Consider the following 21,045-nt stretch of genomic DNA (forward strand, 5'->3'; position numbering starts at 1 on the left):
GTTCCGAAGGAAAGGGCGGCGCGGGGAGTATGTCACAACTCAAGTGCGATCGCTTACGCCATCGGATCTTCGCGTCCAATGCCAAGCGATCGCAATGTTTAAGAATCGCTCTTTTGGTTTGAGCGGAAATGGATGCGAGGGGTTAAGGGCGATCGCAAGCGTGCAGATCATGAAGCGGGCTATATATCTGCTGAAGCATTTGGCGGAAATGGATGTTGGCGGATGAGGGGGATCGCAAGTTTCTGACAAACGCCAAATTTTGAGCGCCGCCGGATTGCGGAAATGGATGTTAGCGGGTGAGAGCGATCGTAAGAAGAGCATACTGATCTGCCGTGAACGGCGGAAATGGATGTTAGGGGCGATCGCTAAATATTCATGCATTTTTTCGGTAGCTGTACTGGAGGAGTATTTCTTGTAAATACAGTAAAAAGGAGGTGTTATTTTATTCTCAGAGTTTTCAGTATGCACCGTCTCGCAAGTTTTATCACTGCCGATTCTAACTCCAAGATTTTAAACTGCACTGCAAAAAGGTTTTATGTAACTGCTGTATTGTTAACAGTATTTTCTACGTTGGTTGCGGGATGCTCTACAGAAGGAAAACAAGCTATATTGCCATCCCCAACACCACATACAGCCACGAATCCCGTACCCACTTTAGAGCAAACGACGCTTCAAGCCTCAGCTAAAGCTCAACCATCACCGCAAGCAGATCCTTATCCAGATGCAACAAGTATTGCAATTGGTGCAGCAACTATTAGCCAGTCTGCTCAATCATCAGACGATTGGAAATTAGTCGCGCAAATGTGGCTCCAAGCGATCGCTTTGATGCAATCTGTGCCAAGCACCAGTTCAAACTATGCGTCTGCTCAAAAGAAGGTAGCAGAATATCAGAAGAATTTACGATTAGCAAACAAACAATCTATTAAGCCAGTAACTTCAGTTGTTGCAACTGCTCAACCAGTAATTCAGCAAGCATCCTTTTCGAGTGTAATTAGCATTTCTAGACCGTCAGCACCCACTATTGCTGCAAAACCTCGCCCATTAACCACTATTGCGCCTGTCCAATCCCAGGCTATAGCATCCAAGCCCAAGCAATTAACTTTTAAAGACAAAGAGCATACGCTTGAGGCATCTGCTAAAGTCTTTATGAATGAATATTTTGACCAGACCATAAATAAGGGGATGAGAGGTGAAGTTTATTCGTGTGCAAAAACACCTGAGCTTTCGTCTTCTCTCTACTCACCACAAAGTGCAACAATTTTAGAGACATGGGTTGCTTTAGATGGCAGCACGGCTACGGTTACAGCTAGGATTGAATCTAGTACTGGAGATGGAACACCAATTAGGCAAAATTGGCAATTCGCTCTTGTAAAAGGTGACACGCTTGCCGAAAAACAAATGTTAAGTGATTCAACGGATGCATACAAGTACTCTAAAACTAAATACGGTGGCTGGTGCGTAAAGCTTTTGACGGAGGCTTAAATCAGATAGCTATCTGTCCTCGGAGGACAGATACAATTGTTTACATCCCCCCTGCCATTACTTGACCGCGTGACATCCTATTCAACAAGTCCGCCGTGTCATCCACAGGGTTAGCAGTAGAAACCGTGAGACTACGCGGCGTGTTCGCCAATGCCATAATCGCACCTCTTAACGCATCCAGCCGTTGCTCAATCCCTTGGTTTGCCATCTTTAGCGCCTCTACAAATTGATTACTACCGGCTCCCTCACGCGGCTGAATGCGATCGCTCGATACAGAGGCAGTTGTCTTATCAATTGGTGGCATATCGGATGCAGCAGAATTGGGGAATTTTGCCGATGCACTTGGTAACTTCATGTTTTCACGCTGGCGCTGATAACCTTCAAACAAGTTTTCTCCCGGCTTGAGGTTAAGGCTGGGTATCGGATCGGACTCGAAACTTTTAGGAAGCGCAAAGCTGCTGCTACCGGGGATACTCCCCGGTGGCAGACTTTGCGCCAACACGGGATTAACCCTTCCTGCCTTGTCTTCAGCCGTTGACAAACTCATTGGTCTATGAGCTTTTTCCCCAGCTTCTACTAAATCTAAAGCAGTTTTGCGTTCGCGTCTTTTCTCACCAGATCGCAGGCCTAGTGCTTCTATCCCTTGGGCGACTTTCTGCTCAAGAGTAGAATTAGCAGCAATTTCAGGCTGATCATTAAGGTTCGCTTGGGCGCTGTCTACGCGCATTGAGCTTAAATTAACTTCTTTATCAGCAAGTTCGACCCCAACCTTAGCTGTTTCAATTGCTGCGGGATCTTTTTTAGCTACGGCAACTTTCAGAGCCGCATCAGCTTCTAATTTAGATTTTTGGGCTGCAATCTGATAGCCCTGAGCTTCATACAAAGAAATTTGAGCAGCAATTTTCTGGCGTTTCAGGTCATTTTCTAGAGTCTTGCGTTGAAACTCTTGCTGGACTGCCATGCTTGCTTCTTTTTGAAAGGCTGCGTCCTTTTCAGCTACCGCTTTCCTCTCTTTAATTTGCAGTTCGTAATTTTCGGGAGTACCTCTGTCATATCCTTTGTCGTCAAGTTGTTTAAGAATCGCTCTTTTGACTCTACCTTTAGTATGTTTGTCTTTAAGCTTTTGTACTAAGTCCAAATCATCATCCGCATCAGTTTTTGTGTTTTCAGCAGAGCTAGTTGTAGCATCAGATACTGCCTTGGATAGGCTGTTGCGCGATTGTTCTAGCTTGACGGTTCGATCCAGACTTTGATTATAAAGTTCAAGTTTTGCCTTAGATTCATCAAGCTGACTTTGTTGCTTTTTAAAGCGATCCTCTTCGGCTTGCACGACGCGCTGGATACTATGCTCAAAGTTTTCGCGGTACTTCTCCTCTCCCTCAATTTTGAGCTTATTAAGCTGTGAATCTAAAGCAGCTATTTCGTCTTTGGCATCCTTTTCATTCTTGACACGCGATTTGATAAAGCTGATCCTGTCAACCGCTTCTTGTTGATCAAGTTTGTTTTTACCGAGTGCTGCTTGGTCTTGGGCTTCGGGGGTTAGTCCTGCCGCTAAAAGTCCCTTATCTATTTTAGTTGTCGCAATGGTTTTGTTTGTGGAGATATTACGGTCAACAATGGCACGATATTTCTCCTCACCCGCAATTTTTAGCTCAACTAACTGTTCTTTCAATGGAGCGATCGCCTGAGTTGCATCCTTTTTGCTACCGATGCGCGACTTGAGAAAATTAATGCGATCGCTTACCGCTTTTTGGTCGATTTTGTTTTTTTCTAAATGTACATTCGCAGATTAAATGTCGGTGTTCGCAACTTAATGTCGAATTTCGCAGTTTGCTGTCGTTTGTACGCAAATAACGCTTTTGAGCCATTATTGATGCTATTAGCAAATTAATGTCGCTCAAAAGCACATTTTTTAGCCAATAAAATATTCATTGTTAGGCAGGCGCTCCTTTCAACCCTCCTGTCAAACTTCAAGATTATAAGTTTTAAAAACGAACAAAGCTCACTAAATTATTACTCATTTCTAATTAGAAAGCTGTGAGCTTTGTTCAATCCTAAATCAATTGTTTTTAGTAGGGGAATGCTTTCAACCGACCCCTAGCCGGGATGGTTGTTGAAACCTTTCTGCAATCGGAAATTCCCCAGGATCTGCAATAACTTTCAACCCACCCCTAGCCGGGATGGTTGTTGAAACCCCATACTCGGACTTCAACTGCTGCCATGTAGTTAACCCTTTCAACCCACCCCTAGCCGGGATGGTTGTTGAAACAAGTCCACTACTTTCCCACTTTCTCAATAGAAACTTCTTTCAACCCACCCCTAGCCGGGATGGTTGTTGAAACAATTGACCCTCAGATAAACTGCGGAATTGATCTTTCTTTCAACCCACCCCTAGCCGGGATGGTTGTTGAAACTCTTGATTCACTGCTGATTCGACCGGAAGTGAATCTTTCAACCCACCCCTAGCCGGGATGGTTGTTGAAACTTCACCGTAATCATGCTCTGGATGTAGCATATAGAGACTTTCAACCCACCCCTAGCCGGGATGGTTGTTGAAACTCGACCCGTCTATACCCTTATTAGTACAGGCTTCCAAACTTAAATTTGGCAGCGAAAGTACATAAATGGTTTTTCGTTCCTCTGACTAGAGCTTATCTTCATGTCTAAGAGACTGAAATTAAGGCCGGACAAAGGTTTTAATTTTTGGCGGGACTCCAGGGATTTTGCCCCCGCTTCGACACGCCAAAAAAATATTTGGAGAGTTCCCCCGACGAAGGGGGTGATTCAGTAGCCACCACTGAGGTAATCCGCACCGTTGCTAGAACGGTTAGAGCTTAATAAGCCTTACTTCTTATTGCAGGGAGCGCACCTATCCTGTCTTGCGACAGCAGCATCAGAAGCGGGCAGCTACCAGGGCCAGAAAGCAAAACGGTCTGACAACCGTCAAACTAACCCAGATTTTTTACAGATTAGCTCCGAAAAGCATGAACTGCGGCGCTATTATTTCTATATTATATTTTCAAGGTTCAGTATTTCAACTAAAGCACCTCAAGTTAGCGCTGTTGATAAGCAAACAAAGCTAAATCTCTGGCTTGTTCGTGTTTAGTGTCTCTAATTGGCTGTGGCCCCATTTCAATAGATATTCCAATTTTTGCAGCTTGGATTTTAATACTCTCGATTAATCGACCATAGCTCCAGCGATGGACGCTGACAAGATAATCTTTGGCATAGTTTTGTTGACCTTCCTTGTAACCTGGAATTTTTTTCTCTGCTCTGGCTTGAACTTCGCTTTGAATGATTTCTCGCATATCGCTGAGTTTGGGTAGAACAATGCTGCCAGCAGAGTAAGTTTTTGCGATCGCAACAATCGCATCTGCCAGTAATCTATCAACATATTGTCCTAACTCTGATTCACCAGATGAATTTGGCGCGTTTTGTTTCTGAGCTTTGTGGCGTTCGTGTGAAAGGCGTTGCTGTTGCTGTCTTTGGCGGTTGAGAAGATTATAGTTGTCACCGAGTAGTTGTTTAACGCTGCGATAAGTCAAAACTTTATTGTTGGCAGCATCTACCACAGCAACTGTTGCTGGTTTATCTAGACCTAAGCCTACACCAACCAGAATATTAGATTTTCCTTGATACAGAGGTTTACTGGGACGGCCAGGGAAGGGGTTGTTAAGTTTACGCCTCGTAGTTAACTCTTTTTTTAGACGAGTTACCTGGTTCTTCTTTAAACTACCTTCTTGTTCCATTTTGCTGATAGTTTTTTCAGGCTGATTGATTTTCTCAGAGCGAACTAGTTCTGTTTCCTCTTGTGTCCACAAACGTGTTTCTATAGAACATTGAAGAATTAAGCGGTGAACCGTCCACGGCTTACCTTTACCTTTTCTTTCCTGCCAAAGCAGACGTGCAGAACGGAGAATAAACAATGCAGAAGAATATGTTTCATCGTCATCATGCCAAATTTGCCAGTCTTGACAGAAACGTTGAAAATAATGAAGCTGGCGAGAATCACAACAAACATAAAATTCAGGATTCTTGATTTCTTCCTTCAAACCATTAAACTTGACAAAGATACGATCTTTTTTGCTTTGTAGGTTCAACCAATTTACATCTCTATTGGAAGAGCATACCATTGTGAAATAAACATACTTAATTAAGTTGTATGTCCTTAATTTTAAAGCCAAATTCAAAAAATATATTTGCCCTAATAGTATTATTACTCTCTTAGTTTCATCATCAATATAATTGGTAAACCAATCCAAATCTGTATTTGTTTCATAATCAATAGGATATGGCATATAGCTATTTGCTTTTAAGAAGCTAGCTTGCCAAGACTTTGCCTCGTCTTCATTTAAAGGGACTTTTTTGGTCGCCTCTTCTAAAGTTACTAACCATTTTTCTGCTGTAATATCTCGACCTTTGGGTTTCTGACTTTTGATTTGGTTTCTTAAGCGTTCAATTTCAATTTCTTTTTTACGTTTATTTTTAGCATATTGTTGAGGGTCTTCATCAACTTTACTGACCTGACAGTTATTTTTAAGCAGATATGCAAGCGCACACTTGGATAGGCAGTCTTCCGTTTTATCGTAAGTATCAAATAACCCATTAAAAAGTGTGGTATTTGAATATATTTCTTTATTTTTTTTAGTCTTCTTGGCTTTTTTTGTTTTGGATTGCTTATTTTTCTCCTGACTGAACTTGGTTAAAAACGAATCTAAAATTTCAGTAGCTTTGGCGCGAATTACATCTAAATTGCATTGACTTTCTTGCTGTAATTCTATATCGCTTTTCAACATATTTAACCAACGCTCTTTTCCTTCTATTTGGCGCTGTCGTCGCTTTTGTAAGGCGAACCAAGACTTATAAATTTCTTTGACTAGAGTAACTGCTGATGCGTAAAAACGACCTGGCTGGTCAGCAAAACGCTCTTGTATTTCGAGAGAATTGCATATTGTCTTGATAGTGTCTTTAGGTACTTGACCTTTTTCTAACCAAGTCTCGAAATTAGGATGCTTGTCTAGCTGTTCCAATAATTCGTTAATCAGTGGTGTGTTTTTCTCAGCCATCAGTTTCCACAAGAGGCGAAGAGTTGCTTCATGAGCGACGAGACGACATTGAATAGTGATAACACTCATATTATTTCCTACTAACTTACAATCTCATTCAGACGAACTGCTTCATAAATTTCGGAAATACTATTCCGAATCTCAACTCTCATGGCTTTGGCTTTTGCTCGAATTCCTTCCGCATTTTCTTGTACATAAGTTAGATGAGTATTAATCTTGGTGACATAATCTAAAGATGACTGAATTCGCTGAAGCTGGGCTTCTATAACTGTATAATCCAGTTGAGAGTTAACGATCTGCTGAGATGCCAACTGTTGGCGAATAATCAAAAATTGGATAGCGACATTTAATAGTTCATGTGTAGTAGCTACCCATAAACCCTGTTCACATATCCCTTGCCCCCATTCACCAATTTCGTGAGCTAAACCATCACGAGTGCGACTTAGAAATATAGCAGTATTTGCTCCACGCTTTTCCATAGCTGTGCTTAATTGCTTAGAAATTTTTCCTCGACCCCATCGTTTAGATTCTCGGTTTCTCGCTTCAATAACTATTGACATTTCTGTTAGTGCTATTGAGTTTGCACTCAGCTTGATGAGAATATCTCCAGGTTCTTTATCATTACCAACATGAGAAACCTCTGCGCCATAAAGCTTTGACCAATTTTGTAATTCTACAACCACAGCTTCTTCGTAAGTTGCTCCTTTAGCAATAGTTTGCTCCAGAACAGACTCTACCACCTCTTTTTCTCGAATTTGTTTAGCTAATTGATCTACTTCGCTAGCTAATGGTTTAACTGCTTCCTCAACCACGGTTTTAACGGCTTTAACTAAAGTTCCATTTTCTGTTATGACATTATTTAACGCCTCTAGAAATACGCCTTGTACCGAGCCAGAATACTGAGGATTTAACAAGTCCTGCAACTTCTTCATCACGCCGCCAAGAGTTGAAGTCTCTTTCGAGGTGTCAATCTCCTGTTGAAACAATATTCTCACTCCTTCTAGTTGTTCGGTGAGAACTGCTTTGGTTAAATTAATTTGGTTTTGTATTAGAGCAAATACTTGACCATCATCTGTACTAAGTTGACTGATTAATCTTTGCTCAAGGGTTTCAGGTATAACCCCAACCGCTTTAGAAATATCAACAAGCAAAGACTCAAACTGTCGCTTCACAAATTCTGTGTCAGTAAGAGTTTGAACTCTTTGGAGGCAAAAGAATCCTACTTCAAAAGCATTTAGGCAAGCCTTTTCTTTTTCTGATTGTGGAAGAAGTTGCAGGTAGTCTATAGCTTCACGTAGGGGGATTTCCAAATCACGGACGAAAATACAATTATCCATTACCTCGATTGTGCAAGGATTTTTGCTGATTTCAACGGTGCTGATTGAATTCATTAGACCTCTTGCCTGTTCCAATTAGTACTTCTGTATCTCAGCCTAAGATTAACCTTGTAATCAGAGCAAGCGGTTTTTGGCGCAATTGGTAGTGAGTAGCGATCACCTCTGACACTTCAACTTGCTTTCAGAAAGGTTACTTCTACCCAATAAAAGAGCAGGCACAGGTATTATATACCCTCGCTTATTCTTGAGGAAAGTCAGAGGGCAAGGTAATAATTCCCTTAACAACTAGCTGTTTGAATTGATTAATCAGGTCGGCTTGCCGCAAAATTCGGGTAACGTATTTTGGTCGTCGGCGAAACTCTGTCCCCCAATCTTTAACAGTTTTTGGGCTAGTACCTGTAACTTCCGCGATTGCATTAATGCAAGCTTTGCGATAATTACGTCCTGGTTCGTGAATAACCCAACGATGACAATACTCCATCGGTTCCAGGGGCAACTGACAGAGGGTATCAATTTGATGTTTGTTTTGGTGGGATTGCCTCCCAGTTTGCATCTTGAGCGTTCGTGAGTTACTAAGGGTTACAGCAACAGAGATTTGTGGAGGTATCAAGCTACTGCACGCAAAACCCATGCTTGCTGACCTCAACTTAGGAAATCTCTGCCTATAGTACAAGTATTTTAGTCACGAATCACGAGTAAATTATTCTTGAGGAAAGTCAGGAGGTAAGACTATTTTTTTGATTTGGTTGAGTTTATCCGCCATTCGTAAAATATGCGCTACATAATTGGGGCGCTTCTCGAAATTGGAACCCCAATTACCTATAGTCCTTGGACTCAGGGCGGTTGCCTCGGTGAGAGCGGCTATGCAGGCTTTTCTGTACCCCCGGTCATCGGGGGACATATCAACCCATTTTTTACAGTATTCCATCGGCTCCAAGGGCTTTTCACTGAGCGCGTCGATTCTATATTCAGCCCTTGGGCGAATGATGTCTATGACCTTACTTGATCTGAGTAACACATTTACTCACGATTCGTGACTATGTTAAAGATATTATGAGCCACGATGTATGTAGAAAAGTAGTGCGATCGCTGATTATTGCTCAGGTCTTATTTGCATCTTGAATAACAAGGGTAATATTATTTTTTTGTGCGTAGACATAACTAGGTGTTAAGTTAGAAAAATAACTAGTAAAATAGCAAGCAATGAGCAATGAAGCTAATACCTGCCGTAAGTATGTTGAGCCAAAACTAAGAGATGCAGGGTGGGAAAAAGAGCCTCACGATTATACTGAGCAGTATTACTTCACTAATGGCAAAATTCGCCCGAAAAATAAGCGCCAACCTCGTGGTAAACGGAAGTTTACAGACTATTTGCTGCTATATAACGGAGAATTTCCCTTAGCCGTGGTGGAAGCCAAGCGAAAACATAAAACACCAGATGAGGGACTGGAACAGGCAATAGACTATGCCAATCTTCTAGGGGTGAAGTTTGCTTATTCCACTAACGGACAAGGAATTGTAGAGTTTGATTTCATCACGGGTAAGCAGTCTAATGTGATGGAATCGTTTCCCAGCCCTGATGAACTTTGGCGACGACTAACTGGGGAAGCAAAGGAACAAATTAGAGAGGACATAGCAGAAAAACTGTTAACTCCGTTTTATCCAATTCCAGATAAACCACTGCGCTACTATCAACGAAATGCTATTAATGCTGCACTAGCCGCAATTTTCAAAGGTCAAAAGCGCCTACTGCTAACAATGGCAACAGGAACGGGTAAAACTACTGTTGCTTTCCAAATAGTTTGGAAACTGTCAAGTTTGGAGTGGAATACTTCTGGAGAATCTCGTTCTCCTAGAATTCTGTTTTTGGCAGATCGGAATATTTTGGTAGATGACCCGATGAATAAGGATTTTTCTGCCTTTAATCAAGAGAAAATTTACAAAATTCAGGGGGAAGCGAAAAAAGGACGTGACCTCTACTTTGCTATTTATCAAGCAATTGGTGATACACAATATAGCTTTGGACTTTACAGAGAATATAATCCTGATTATTTTGACTTGATTATTGTTGATGAGTGTCACCGAGGTAGCGCCAGGGATGAAAGTAACTGGCGACAAATTCTAGAACATTTTGAACCTGCGTATCAGTTAGGACTGACAGCAACACCGCTACGCGATGATAATGTTGATACCTATCGCTACTTTGGCAATCCCCTTTATACATATTCCCTCAAACAAGGGATTGATGATGGTTTCTTAGCTCCCTATCGAGTTTATCGAATTACTACCCGTTCCGATCGCGAAGGATGGCGACCTAACGCTGGACAGATTGACCGCTATGGAAGAACAATTCCTAATGAAGTTTATCTCACTCCAGACTTTGAGCGGAAATTGGTGAGAGAAGCCCGGACAAAGGCGATCGCACAACACATTACTGATTTTTTGAGAAGTGGCGATCGCTATGCCAAAACTATTGTCTTTTGCGTGGATGAGGAACACGTTAAGGCAATGATCAAGGAATTACGCAACCTCAACAGCGATATTACCAAAACAAATCCTGACTATATAACTCGCATTACCTCTGATGCTGGTGATGTGGGTAAAGGACATCTCTACAAATTTAAAGATGTCTTAGATGAAACTCACATTATTGCTGTTACTGCTAAGTTGCTAACAACAGGGGTAGATATTCCCACCTGTAAAAATGTTGTGCTTGCCCGTGTTATTCGTTCAATGACAGACTTTAAGCAGATTATTGGGCGGGGAACCCGTGTACGAGAAGAACGGGGTAAGAGGTCTTTTAATATACTCGATTACACCAATAGCACGGTGTTGTTTGAGGATAGAATGGATTATATCGTCATGGCATTTGTCATGGAAGGCTAACTAATTTTGGCATTGCTAAAAATTCTTTAAAATTAATACTCATTCTTGATAGATTTATTTGCTTGTATGACGATAATTTATGTTTTGATATATCTGAATAAATGGTGAGTAAAAAAAATAAAATTAATCAACCCATAACCACTGCCCAAAAACTAGGAAGCGTGGTTAAGTCAGCGCGTGACATCATGCGGACGGATAAGGGATTGAATGGAGAATTAGACCGTCTTCCCCAATTGACTTGGATCATGTTTTTGAAACTTTTGGATGATTCCGAAAAACTGCATGAGGTGGAAGCAGAATTAGAAGGAATATCCTATAAACCAACGATTCAACCGCCTTATCGCTGGCGAGATTGGGCAGCTAATGAAAATTTTACTGGCGATCGCCTGAAAAGTTTCATCAACAATGATGAGGCAATTTCACCAGATGGCACTAAAGGTGCAGGGCTACTCGCCTATTTGCGGAATCTCAAAAGCAAAACTGGACGCGATCACGCTGATGTAATCGCCAAGGTGTTCAAAGATGTCACTAACCGCATGATTAGCGGGACTTTGCTGTGGGATGTGCTGAGTAAGGTAAATGATATTCACTTTGATAAATCAGAAGAAGTGAATCTACTCAGCACCCTTTATGAGTCGATGCTGAAGGAAATGCGAGACGCGGCGGGAGATTCGGGAGAGTTTTACACCCCCCGTCCGGTAGTGCGGTTTATTGTGCAAGTGATGGAACCGAAGCTGGGAGAAACCATTTTTGACCCTGCTTGCGGAACAGGTGGTTTTTTGGTCGAGGCGTATGAATATCTGAAAAAGAATTGTAGCGCCCAAGATTGGCAGATATTACAAAAAAGCATTATTGGCGGTGAGGCAAAATCCTTGCCTTTGATGTTAGCGCACATGAGTTTGCTGTTACATGGGTTTGAATATCCCGATATTGATGATGGAAATAGTCTGCGGTTTACCCTTTCAGAAATGGGTGAAAAGGATTGGGTAGACGTGATTCTCACAAATCCGCCGTTTGGGGGTGAGGAAGAAGACAGAATTAAAATTAACTTTCCCCCAGATAGACAAACCAAGGAAACGGCGTTTTTATTCCTTCAGTTGATTATGCGTCGTCTCAGACAAAGACCCAAACCAGGACGCGCGGCAGTAGTATTTCCCAATGGGGTGCTATTTGGGGATGGAATTTGCGCCAAGCTTCGTCTAGTCAACGATATAAACGTTCCATTTCAACTTGATAGGGATGCTGTGCGGCGAGGTGAAACTCACGTACATGAGGCACTTCGAGAAGCTCTAGTTAATTCCCTTATCCACGCAGATCATATATCTACTCGCCCTCTAGTAGTTACCAAATTCACAAATAGTTTTTTATTCTATAATCCCGGTCGCCTAAGAATCTCTCTTGAACAACTTTATGATGGTGGTATTAGCGATCCTCGGAATCCCAACCTGCAAAAGATGTTTCAAATGCTTGGTTTAGGTGAGAAGGCAGGCTCAGGTTTTGGGAAAATTCTCCGCGCTTGGAAAGAGCAGCAATGGTTTTACCCCCTAGTATCAGAAGAATTAGATTTAGAAATGACATCAGTGGCATTACCAATGGTGAGCCTAATTCCCGAAAATGTCGAAAAAGAATTAAGGGAGATTATAGGGGATAACTATTGTGAACTAACAGAGCTAGATCGCATTATCTTGGTACTAGCGCATCAATTTGGAGATATTTGTAACAGTGATATTCAGTGTTACAGACGGGAACATCCCAGAGACATAGGAGACTGCCTCAAGCGCTTGGTAAATAATGGTTGGTTGGAACGCTCTGGTCGCGGTCGTGGGACGTATTACGCTTTAGTCATCCAACAACAATCGGATTTAGTTGCGTTGCTTCCAAGCTCCGAACATTACGAGCCAAGCTCCGAACATTACGAGCCAAGCTCCGAACATTACGGACTAAGCTCCGAACATTACAAGCGTCTAAAAGATATTGCCGTCCCTGTTTGTGAGAAAAGCCGCGTAGATCAAGAGTTAGTCGAGCGTGTGATCTTAGAACTTTGCTCCGAACATTATCTCGCACTCCGAACATTAGCTGACTTACTCAACCGTAAACCGGACAGCATTAGGAACCACTATTTAAGCCTAATGTTAGACCGGGGATTAATAGAACTGCGATACCCCGAACAACTAAATCACCCTCAGCAGGCATACAAAACGGTATCTTCACCAAATAGAGACCTACTGTAGTCAAAGGCTTCTTGCCAGTTCAGGGTGGTTTCATTGCATAGACTATGCGTGTTTAAAAATACCGTAACTTTATTAGTGAACTAGGTACTTGGAAGACAAATCATGAGGCGATCACTTGAATTTGTACAGTTTGACTGAGAAAATGCGATCGCATCCTGAAAAGCAGGTCACTCCTTGATTACTGTGTGGTTGGATCATACCAATTGGAAAAATGATTACAAAAGATGGATTTAGAAAACCTAGACAGAGAAAGTAACTCGTAATTCAAAATGGTATTACATTTATCTGTGGCTAGTGAGCAGGTTAACGAAGTAAAACAACACCCAGATGCTTTTCTTAGAGCGAAGAGTGCTAGGAGCTACACTTGAAAAAAGTATATGAAAAAATATATGTAGAGTGAAGAGTAAGATTCTTGAAGCTTTGAGTGATTGAGGTATGAGAAGCACTGTAGTAAGCTAGTAGCTTTCCCAAAGGAGATTGTTTATGGGCAAACCATATCTCTCTGAACTTCAGCAGCTTGCAGATACTTACTCTATAGCAATGACTTTAAATATTGATCGCTTAGTTGCTGCTGTCGCATCGTCAGCGTCGTTCCCTCTACTCGTGACTGGTTCAGGAGGAGCGCTCACAGCCGCGCACTTTATGAGTGCTCTTCATCAACGATTTGCACAGACAGTTGCAAAAGCAGTCACGACTCTTGATTTCATAGAGAGTAGTCCAGTAACGAGAGAAGTAGCAATTTGGTGCTTGAGTGCAGGAGGTAAAAACTCAGATATTCAAGCGGCTTTTAAAACGGCTGTCCTCCGTGAACCTCAACATTTATTTGTACTATGTGCAAAGAGCGGGAGTCCACTCTCGCGTCTTGTTGCGCGGTATAGTTACGCGGGGATTTTTGATTTTGATTTACCGTCTCAGACAGATGGCTTCCTAGCCACCAATTCACTACTTGCCTTTTTCGTTCTTTTGGCACGAGCCTATCATCAAGTTTTCGATACTAGCAAAGAACTTCCCGAAAACCTAGCAGAACTTTTATACGATGGAAAAACTGCCAATGAGTACCACTCGCTACTCCGGGAATATTGTATTTCATTGTGGGAGCGTGACTATATTTCTGTGCTGTATAGTATCCCTACACACCCAGCAGCTATTGACCTGGAATCTAAGTTTGTTGAAGCAGCATTGGGTTCATTACACCTTGCTGATTACCGTAATTTTGCTCATGGCAGACACCATTGGCTTGCCAAGCGTGGAAAAAGCACAGCCTTACTTGTATTAATAACGCAGGCAGAAAAAGAACTTGCAGAAAAAACCCTTCAATTAATTCCATCAGATATCTCTATAGTACAATTGTACTTTGCAGGAAATGAAACAGTTGCGGCGATCAAAGCTCTAGTGACTTGTTTTTACATTGTATCTTTTGCTGGAGAGCGTCGAGGTATCGATCCAGGCCGTCCTGGAGTTCCACCCTTTGGACAGCAACTATATAATCTTCGTGCCTTGTGTACTCCATCAGTAAGATTTGGTAAAGATACTGACATTGCAACCTTCTGTATCATGCGTAAAACGGGTACTATTCCTGAAATTCTTACTTCATTTGGAGAGTTAGACTTTTGGCGACAATCCTATGAAGAGTTTATTCAAAAAATGCAAAGGGTTTCTTTTGCTGCCATAATCTTTGACTACGATGGAACTCTATGTGATGGTAGCGATCGCTTTGGTAGCCTTAGTAGCAAGATGACCAAAGAACTTTCACGTTTGCTAAGAGCAGGCATTGTTATTGGGGTAGCCACAGGTCGAGGAAAATCCGTTAAAGAAGCTCTTCGCGAAGCTATCCCCAAGCGATACTGGCAGCAAATATTAGTAGGCTACTATAACGGAGCAGATTGTGGGCTTTTAGATGATGACCAGCACCCTAATTTCTCAGAAAAACCATGTATTGAGTTGGCACCATTAGCGGAGGCGTTTCAAATAGACATTCGACTGCCAAAAATGGCACAAATTACAGTTCGTAAGAAGCAGATCACAGTTGAAGCAAAATCTCTTGCACCATTAACAACAATTTGGTCTTTAGTCCAGACAATAGTTCATGCCACTAATTCTCCAAATGTAACTATAGTCAGGTCTAGTCACTCTATTGATGTATTAGCGCCTGGTGTATCCAAATCTACAGTTGTAGAGCAGGTTCGCAGGATGTTGGGTATCTTAGGAACAGGTGAAGTTTTGTGTATTGGCGATCGCGGTATGTGGACTGGTAATGACTTTTATCTGTTGAGAGAGCCATTTTCCTTGAGTGTGGATGAAGTTTCGCCCGATCCTAAAACTTGTTGGAATCTTGCACCTCCAGGATTTCGAGGAGTGCAAGCAACTCTTGCTTACCTGGATTGCCTGCAAATTGTTGATGATGGTATACATTTTGATTTAGGACAAATTGCAACTAAAAACCAATGAAAGATGAGTTGGCAGAGCGCCTTCTAGCGGAAGTTATGGAATGGACATCAGAAAATGTTGCTAATGAACGTCCTTCACTTCAAGCAATGGCTGCTTACAAATATGACCAATATCAGCAATTTTCAACTGGTAGAAAATTTGTTGAGAGTTTAGCTTTATGGCTCAAACAATTCTCCAAAAATGAGCGGCAAATTGCTTACGAATTTGTGAAGAAACGGTTAATTTTTTGTTCTTCAGCAGAAATGGAACATCTTGTAGCAATGGCATATCCAGATTTTATTAGACCAATTTTATTGGATTACACAGCTAAAGAATCTGGCATTCCCAAAAACTATATTAGCCGACTTGCAGATAGCCAAAAATTTAAAGTACTTCGACGGCAATGTCTTTTTCTAGGTTTAAGTGATGGAGCACATACTGATATATTCCGTCGCAGCAATCGAGAACTGAGTCATGAACAAATATGGCAAGCTTATGAAATTTCTCCAGAAAAAGCTAAGGATATGCTCAAGAACCTATCTGAAGATATGGAGAGTATACTGGGGCGAAAACCTACAGAGTATGAAAGCTGTTTTAGAATGGTCTTTCTACTTGATGATTTTTCGGCAAGTGGTCTAAGTTACTTAAGAAGAAACCCTGAAACTAAAGAATTTAAAGGGAAAATTGATAAAGTTTATAAACAATTTTACGAGGCAGGAACTAATTTAAACAATGGTATAGAAAAACTTTTTAACAGAAACGAGCTTCATATACACCTTGTTTTATATATGGCGACCCAACAAGCTTGTTCTCACTTAGATTCTATAGTAAGAGATTTATTCTCTGAAAAATCTATAAAATGCAATATTACAGTTATACAACCTTTATCAGCAGGAGTTCCATTACAGCAGATGGATGACTCTCTTTTTCTAGAATTAGTAGAAAAGGATATATATTACGATGCCAAGGTTAAAACTAAGCACATGAATGTAGGTAAAGGAGATGGAAGGCGAGGTTTTAACGATTGTAGTCTCCCGTTAGTGCTAAGTCATAATACGCCGAATAATTCTATATTTTTACTTTGGGCTGATCCTGATTTTTACAATGTAAGAGGTCTTTTTCCACGAACGGAAAGGCATCGGAGTTAGTTATGAAAGAATCTCGTAATCCATTTAGAATGCGAGCCTCAGAGCAAAGTGAATCGGATGACAACTTTGTCCGCTTATTTAGTTCGCGTGTGCTTGACATATTAGGGGATTCAACTGAAGGTCTTTTTGATAGGCTACGAATCTTTATAAGTGCTCCTGGTGGTGGTAAAACTTCTCTATTGCGCCTTTTTACTCCTAATGCACTGCTGACTATTCGCACTATCCGGGAACGGTCTAATGATACTAAAGACTTATTTCAATGACTCAAGCAACTTGGGGCACTTGATGAAAGCAAAATCAAGGTATTAGGTATTCTATTATCCTGCGCCCGTGGATTTGCAACTCTTGATGAGTTGGATATAGATTTAGCAAAAAAAAAGCGCTTACTTCTATCATTATTGAATGCTCGGATTATACTTGCAGTTTTGCGGAGCATTTTGGTACTTAAAGGATTAAGATATCCAGAGATATCTGCTCTTGAACAAATTGAAATTTCGTTTTCGATAGACACATCTTCTGTAGGGCTGACCCTACCCTGCTCAGGTAAGCAATTGTATGACTGGGCGTGCGGAGTAGAGCAGAAAGTTTGTGATGCTTTGGATAGCTTTATTACTCCTACAGATGGGTTACCTGGGCATGATTACTTAATTGCTCTGGACATAATTAAATATCCTTTTATACTATATGCTGGGCAACCAATTACTGAGCGTGTGCTGCTAATGCTTGATGATGTACACAAACTGACTTGGGAGCAAAGACGTTTTTTGCGAGAAGAACTTATTGATAACCGTCTTCCTGTTGGTATTTGGATGGCAGAGAGATTGGAGGCACTTGGTGTTGAAGAACTCTTATCTGAAGGAGCAATACTTGGGCGAGATCATGAAGGAGTCATTAACCTAGAGGCTTTCTGGCGAGGGAATAGGCGCTTTGAGGGAGTGGTCAAAAACATTGCTGATTGTCGAGTGAGAGAAGCAGCCGATACAGATATAGAGTCTTTTAATGGATGCCTTCAAAATTCTTTAGATGGAGAAAAGTGGCAAAATAAATTTGCCGAAGGAAAGTTAATTGTTAGCGAACGTGTACGCAGTAGCGCTGACCAGAAGCAACGCTACATCCAATGGGTTTCAGAAAGAGAACAGCAAAAGGGTACAGAAAAAGATAATGCGATCGCTTGGAAAACATTGGAGATTCTCATTGACCGAGAAGAGAGAAAGCCATATAAACAATTAACAATATTTGATTTGCCGCTAGAAGTAAATGAATTAGAAAAACGTGACGATTCTCAGGTGCGTGCAGCAGCAGAGCTATTTTTTTGTAAAGAGTTTAAAATACCGTACTATTACGGCATCTCTCGTTTGGCAAATATAGCATCATCCAACATTGAACAGTTCCTATGGCTTACTGGGAGTTTATTTGAAGTTTCCCTTTCTGCGGCTCTACTCAAGCAGCCTTGTGCCCTGCCTCCTAACCAACAGCAGCAAATTCTAAAACAAGCTGTTGAACAAAGATGGAATACACTTCCACAGCAAGTGAAATATGGGCATGATGTTCGTAAATTCCTAGAAGCTATTGGTGAATTGTCTAAGTGGGAAACTAACAGGCCTAACGCTCCCTATGCTCCAGGAGTCACGGGTATTGCTATTTCTATGGCTGATAGAGATAAACTGCAAGACCCACAGCAATTAGCAAAAGATCCAGGGTTGGCACAACTATCCCGTGTAATCCAAATTTGTGTGGCTTATAACTTTCTTGAAGTAGTGGTTGATGCCAAGCAAGGTCAAAAAGGAGGGCAAAGATGGATGCTGTTATACCTTAATCGGATGCTTTGCGTACATTTTGACCTTCCTCTTACCTATGGGGGATGGCGTCCGCAGTCACTAACAAAACTGTTTAGATGGTTACAGCGCGGTTTTCTACCTCCGAAAAAGGAGCCTGAGCTTTGGTTATGAGTAATGTCAATAAGAGAAAACGCCGATGGGAATATTATGTAATGAAACGTGGCGATGAGTTTTTACCGTTTTGGAAAGAACTCTTATCTGAAAAAAACCGGAACCTACTTGTGATAATGGGTTTAGGTTTCGATCCTCGTATGTGTCAAGGTTTAAAAGCACTTCTAGATGCTGGAGGAACTGGCCGGCGAAAGTGTTTATTGATTGAATATGAGGAGGGCGCTAACTCACCTTCAAAAAAATATGCAGACTTAGTTGAAAAAAATCGCCATACCCTTAAGAAATTAATAGATACCAAGGGTGATATTCAATCTTATAAACTGCAAATGTCGTCAAGCGAAGGGCTACTAGGAATAGGGCGTCGAGCTAATGATATTTTCAATAATTTAGAAGAACTATCAGTATTTACTGATATTGTGGTTGACATTAGTGCAATGCCTCGTAGTATATATTTTTCCATAATTGCTAAGTTAATTTTTTTAATTGATCAAGAATATCAAAATAAAAATAATCAATCTACTACTATTCCAAATTTACATCTTTTAGTAGCTGAAAATGTCAATTTAGATAGATGTATTCGACAGCAAGGAATTGATGAAAAAGCTATATGTTTACATGGCTTTTCTGGTGACCTCAATCTTGAAGGAACAGCAAATCTTCCAAAAATATGGCTTCCTGTACTTGGGGAAGGAAAAGTCACTCAGTTAAAGCTTATACATGAGTATCTTGGCAGACCTAGTGAAATATGCCCTATACTTCCTTCACCATCACTTAATCCGCGACGTGCTGATGCATTGTTACTACAAGAATACAGAGAACTATTTTTTGATGAATTTCAATTTGAATCAAGTAATATTATTTATGCTTCTGAACAAAATCTTTTTGAAGCTTATAGACAAATTCATCAAACAATAATTCAATACAATGAAGCTTTACAAATTCTTGGAGGATGCAAAGCATTTATATCACCACTATCTAGTAAAATATTATCTATAGGCTCTTTATTAGCTGCCTATGAAATTAGACAATCTCTTGAGTTAAAAAAGGCAGGTTGTCGAGTAGGAATAGCCCATGTTGAAGCACAGGGATATTATATGGTTGATGCCGAAGAAGAGTATAAAAAATCAGAGTTATTTACTCTATGGATAGCAGGTGAGTGCTATGAAAAATAAAAATTATTTTGCTATTCCTCAAACAGGTACAAGATGTGCTGGTACTGGTCTTCTAGCATTAGATGTTGTCATAAATGAGAGTACAGAAGCAGAACCTAAATTCTGGGCTGGGGGTTCCTGTGGAAATGTACTCAGTATATTATCTTATCTTGGTTGGGAATCATACCCACTTTCACGTCTTGCTAATGACTCTGCTGCTGAAAAAATTAAAAATGATCTAGCTCAATTTAAAGTTAGGCTAGATTTTGTAGAAAGTTCTGAGGATGGAAGTACGCCTATAATTATTGAAAAAATTCGTACAAAACCTGATGGCATTCCTAAACATACATTTCATTTTGCTTGTCCTTATTGTGGAATACGATTACCAAGATATAAAAGCTTAACTCTTAAAATCATACAAGAGAGATTAAAAACATTAACTGATATTAAAGCTTTTTATTTTGATAAAGTTTCTCCTGCTGCAATAGAGTTGGCTAATGCAGTAAGATTACAGGGAGGTATTGTAGTTTTTGAACCATCAGGTATTGGGGATCAATCCTTATTTAATAAAGCATTACAAAGTTGCCATATTATTAAATATTCTCATGAGCGATTGAGGAATATTGAAGAATATAAAAGCGATATTTTACCACTTTTACAAGTAGTGACCTTGGGAGAAGAAGGTCTCAGATATATTTGGAGAGGTTGTAATAATTATCAAGAACAGTGGCAACAACTCCCAGCATTTGAGATAAACGGTTTCAAAGATGCTGCCGGCTCTGGAGATTGGTGTACTGCTGGAATTATACATTTACTTGGTCAAAACGGCAGTACAAATTTAGAAAAAGCATCTAACGATAAAGTTGTTGAAGCTTTACGCTTTGGTCAAGCTCTTGCAGCAATTAACTGCCTTTTTGAAGGAGCAAGAGGTAGTATGTATATTCTTGATAGACAATCTATGAAAATCGCAGTCGAGAAAGTTATGTTGGAAAAATCAACATTACTTACTATTCCAGAAGATTTTTCCAATCAGACTAACATTATAAAATATACAATCCAGTGTGTTTGTCCGGGCTGCACTAAGCAATGCTATAGTGTTAAAACAAACAGCCAAGCAGAAGAGCAAAATACTAGTTTAGTTCAAAATATAGCTTAATTATTGATGTTAACTCATATAGTTTATGGTGAAAAGTACATAGTTTTTTGAAATTTCACTATCTATGTAAACTCCATAAAACATCGTTGACAAACCATGCAGCCACAACACCGAAATCTTGAACCTAATCCTCTTCTGTCACTTTCGGCAGAGAAGAATCTTAAATTTTTATTTTAAGGTCTTTTCGCAACAAAGAAAGTTAAATGATAAAA

14 protein-coding genes, 1 pseudogene and 1 CRISPR repeat array are annotated in these 21,045 nt (G+C 40.6%); of the genes and pseudogenes, 10 read left to right on the forward strand and 5 right to left on the reverse strand.

Going from position 1 to position 21,045, the window contains the following annotated elements; translation table 11 throughout:
* Window positions 1-39: 39 nt before the first annotated feature.
* Window positions 40-381 carry a hypothetical protein gene (locus HWQ38_RS38740; protein ID WP_292805375.1) on the reverse strand — a complete coding sequence of 114 codons (342 nt, stop codon included), beginning with the start codon at window positions 379-381 and terminating at the stop codon, window positions 40-42.
* A gap of 81 nt (window positions 382-462) precedes the next feature.
* On the opposite strand from HWQ38_RS38740, the gene HWQ38_RS38745 reads away from it, so the two are divergent.
* A complete protein-coding gene (locus tag HWQ38_RS38745) occupies window positions 463-1,482 on the forward strand; it encodes a hypothetical protein (RefSeq protein WP_292805378.1) in 1,020 nt (339 codons plus the stop codon).
* A gap of 40 nt (window positions 1,483-1,522) precedes the next feature.
* Here the strand turns inward: HWQ38_RS38745 and HWQ38_RS38750 are convergent, their stop codons facing one another.
* The 4 genes from HWQ38_RS38750 to HWQ38_RS38765 all read right to left on the reverse strand — a co-directional run bounded on the left by HWQ38_RS38750 (window position 1,523) and on the right by HWQ38_RS38765 (window position 8,438).
* Window positions 1,523-3,154: a hypothetical protein gene (locus HWQ38_RS38750; RefSeq protein ID WP_292805382.1), complete on the reverse strand. Its 1,632-nt coding sequence runs from the start codon at window positions 3,152-3,154 to the stop codon at window positions 1,523-1,525.
* Window positions 3,155-3,565: 411 nt separating this feature from the next.
* Window positions 3,566-4,041: direct repeats of the CRISPR family, unit length 37 nt; unit sequence CTTTCAACCCACCCCTAGCCGGGATGGTTGTTGAAAC.
* 494 nt (window positions 4,042-4,535) lie between these two features.
* A complete protein-coding gene (gene cas12k / locus HWQ38_RS38755; RefSeq protein ID WP_292805385.1) occupies window positions 4,536-6,617 on the reverse strand; it encodes a type V CRISPR-associated protein Cas12k in 2,082 nt (693 codons plus the stop codon).
* Window positions 6,618-6,628: 11 nt separating this feature from the next.
* Window positions 6,629-7,939 (reverse strand): hypothetical protein, encoded by a 1,311-nt coding sequence (locus tag HWQ38_RS38760; RefSeq protein WP_292805388.1) that lies wholly within the window; start codon window positions 7,937-7,939, stop codon window positions 6,629-6,631.
* A 184-nt stretch (window positions 7,940-8,123) separates the two neighbouring features.
* Window positions 8,124-8,438 carry a hypothetical protein gene (locus HWQ38_RS38765; protein WP_292805450.1) on the reverse strand — a complete coding sequence of 105 codons (315 nt, stop codon included), beginning with the start codon at window positions 8,436-8,438 and terminating at the stop codon, window positions 8,124-8,126.
* Between the two features lie 219 nt (window positions 8,439-8,657).
* Between HWQ38_RS38765 and HWQ38_RS40735 the strand changes: the two genes are divergently transcribed.
* The 9 genes and pseudogenes from HWQ38_RS40735 (at window position 8,658) to HWQ38_RS38810 (ending at window position 20,833) form a co-directional block, all read left to right on the forward strand.
* Window positions 8,658-8,891 (forward strand): hypothetical protein, encoded by a 234-nt coding sequence (locus tag HWQ38_RS40735; RefSeq protein WP_366933402.1) that lies wholly within the window; start codon window positions 8,658-8,660, stop codon window positions 8,889-8,891.
* Between the two features lie 197 nt (window positions 8,892-9,088).
* A pseudogene (hsdR, locus tag HWQ38_RS38775) lies at window positions 9,089-10,732 on the forward strand (EcoAI/FtnUII family type I restriction enzme subunit R); the annotation flags it as partial.
* A gap of 140 nt (window positions 10,733-10,872) precedes the next feature.
* Complete coding sequence (locus HWQ38_RS38780; RefSeq protein ID WP_292805397.1) at window positions 10,873-13,002, forward strand: N-6 DNA methylase; 2,130 nt, start codon at window positions 10,873-10,875, stop codon at window positions 13,000-13,002.
* Between the two features lie 483 nt (window positions 13,003-13,485).
* Window positions 13,486-15,450 carry a hypothetical protein gene (locus HWQ38_RS38785; protein ID WP_292805400.1) on the forward strand — a complete coding sequence of 655 codons (1,965 nt, stop codon included), beginning with the start codon at window positions 13,486-13,488 and terminating at the stop codon, window positions 15,448-15,450.
* Window positions 15,447-16,577, forward strand: coding sequence for a hypothetical protein (locus tag HWQ38_RS38790; protein ID WP_292805402.1), 1,131 nt, complete (start codon window positions 15,447-15,449; stop codon window positions 16,575-16,577). The genes HWQ38_RS38785 and HWQ38_RS38790 overlap by 4 nt, the downstream gene beginning before the upstream one ends.
* 2 nt (window positions 16,578-16,579) lie before the next feature.
* Window positions 16,580-16,840 carry a hypothetical protein gene (locus HWQ38_RS38795; RefSeq protein ID WP_292805405.1) on the forward strand — a complete coding sequence of 87 codons (261 nt, stop codon included), beginning with the start codon at window positions 16,580-16,582 and terminating at the stop codon, window positions 16,838-16,840.
* A gap of 174 nt (window positions 16,841-17,014) precedes the next feature.
* On the forward strand, window positions 17,015-18,526 hold the full coding sequence (locus HWQ38_RS38800; protein WP_292805407.1) for a hypothetical protein: 1,512 nt from the start codon (window positions 17,015-17,017) through the stop codon (window positions 18,524-18,526).
* Window positions 18,523-19,698, forward strand: coding sequence for a hypothetical protein (locus HWQ38_RS38805; RefSeq protein ID WP_292805410.1), 1,176 nt, complete (start codon window positions 18,523-18,525; stop codon window positions 19,696-19,698). Before HWQ38_RS38800 ends, HWQ38_RS38805 begins: the two co-directional genes overlap by 4 nt.
* On the forward strand, window positions 19,688-20,833 hold the full coding sequence (locus HWQ38_RS38810) for a carbohydrate kinase family protein (RefSeq protein WP_292805412.1): 1,146 nt from the start codon (window positions 19,688-19,690) through the stop codon (window positions 20,831-20,833). The genes HWQ38_RS38805 and HWQ38_RS38810 overlap by 11 nt, the downstream gene beginning before the upstream one ends.
* Window positions 20,834-21,045 lie beyond the last annotated feature (212 nt).

Origin of the sequence: Nostoc sp. NMS7 (assembly GCF_017115085.1) — a bacterium.
GTDB lineage: Bacteria > Cyanobacteriota > Cyanobacteriia > Cyanobacteriales > Nostocaceae > Nostoc.

Excerpts from the sequence above, each read along its gene's own strand:
- HWQ38_RS38740 (WP_292805375.1), bottom strand. The coding sequence starts at position 381 with ATGCATGAATATTTAGCGATCGCCCCTAACATCCATTTCCGCCGTTCA.
- HWQ38_RS38795 (WP_292805405.1), top strand. The coding sequence starts at position 16,580 with ATGAAAGAATCTCGTAATCCATTTAGAATGCGAGCCTCAGAGCAAAGT.
- cas12k (WP_292805385.1), bottom strand. The coding sequence starts at position 6,617 with ATGAGTGTTATCACTATTCAATGTCGTCTCGTCGCTCATGAAGCAACT.
- HWQ38_RS38765 (WP_292805450.1), bottom strand. The coding sequence starts at position 8,438 with ATGCAAACTGGGAGGCAATCCCACCAAAACAAACATCAAATTGATACC.
- HWQ38_RS38810 (WP_292805412.1), top strand. The coding sequence starts at position 19,688 with ATGAAAAATAAAAATTATTTTGCTATTCCTCAAACAGGTACAAGATGT.
- HWQ38_RS38790 (WP_292805402.1), top strand. The coding sequence starts at position 15,447 with ATGAAAGATGAGTTGGCAGAGCGCCTTCTAGCGGAAGTTATGGAATGG.
- HWQ38_RS38805 (WP_292805410.1), top strand. The coding sequence starts at position 18,523 with ATGAGTAATGTCAATAAGAGAAAACGCCGATGGGAATATTATGTAATG.
- HWQ38_RS40735 (WP_366933402.1), top strand. The coding sequence starts at position 8,658 with ATGCGCTACATAATTGGGGCGCTTCTCGAAATTGGAACCCCAATTACC.
- HWQ38_RS38780 (WP_292805397.1), top strand. The coding sequence starts at position 10,873 with ATGGTGAGTAAAAAAAATAAAATTAATCAACCCATAACCACTGCCCAA.
- HWQ38_RS38785 (WP_292805400.1), top strand. The coding sequence starts at position 13,486 with ATGGGCAAACCATATCTCTCTGAACTTCAGCAGCTTGCAGATACTTAC.
- HWQ38_RS38745 (WP_292805378.1), top strand. The coding sequence starts at position 463 with ATGCACCGTCTCGCAAGTTTTATCACTGCCGATTCTAACTCCAAGATT.
- HWQ38_RS38760 (WP_292805388.1), bottom strand. The coding sequence starts at position 7,939 with ATGAATTCAATCAGCACCGTTGAAATCAGCAAAAATCCTTGCACAATC.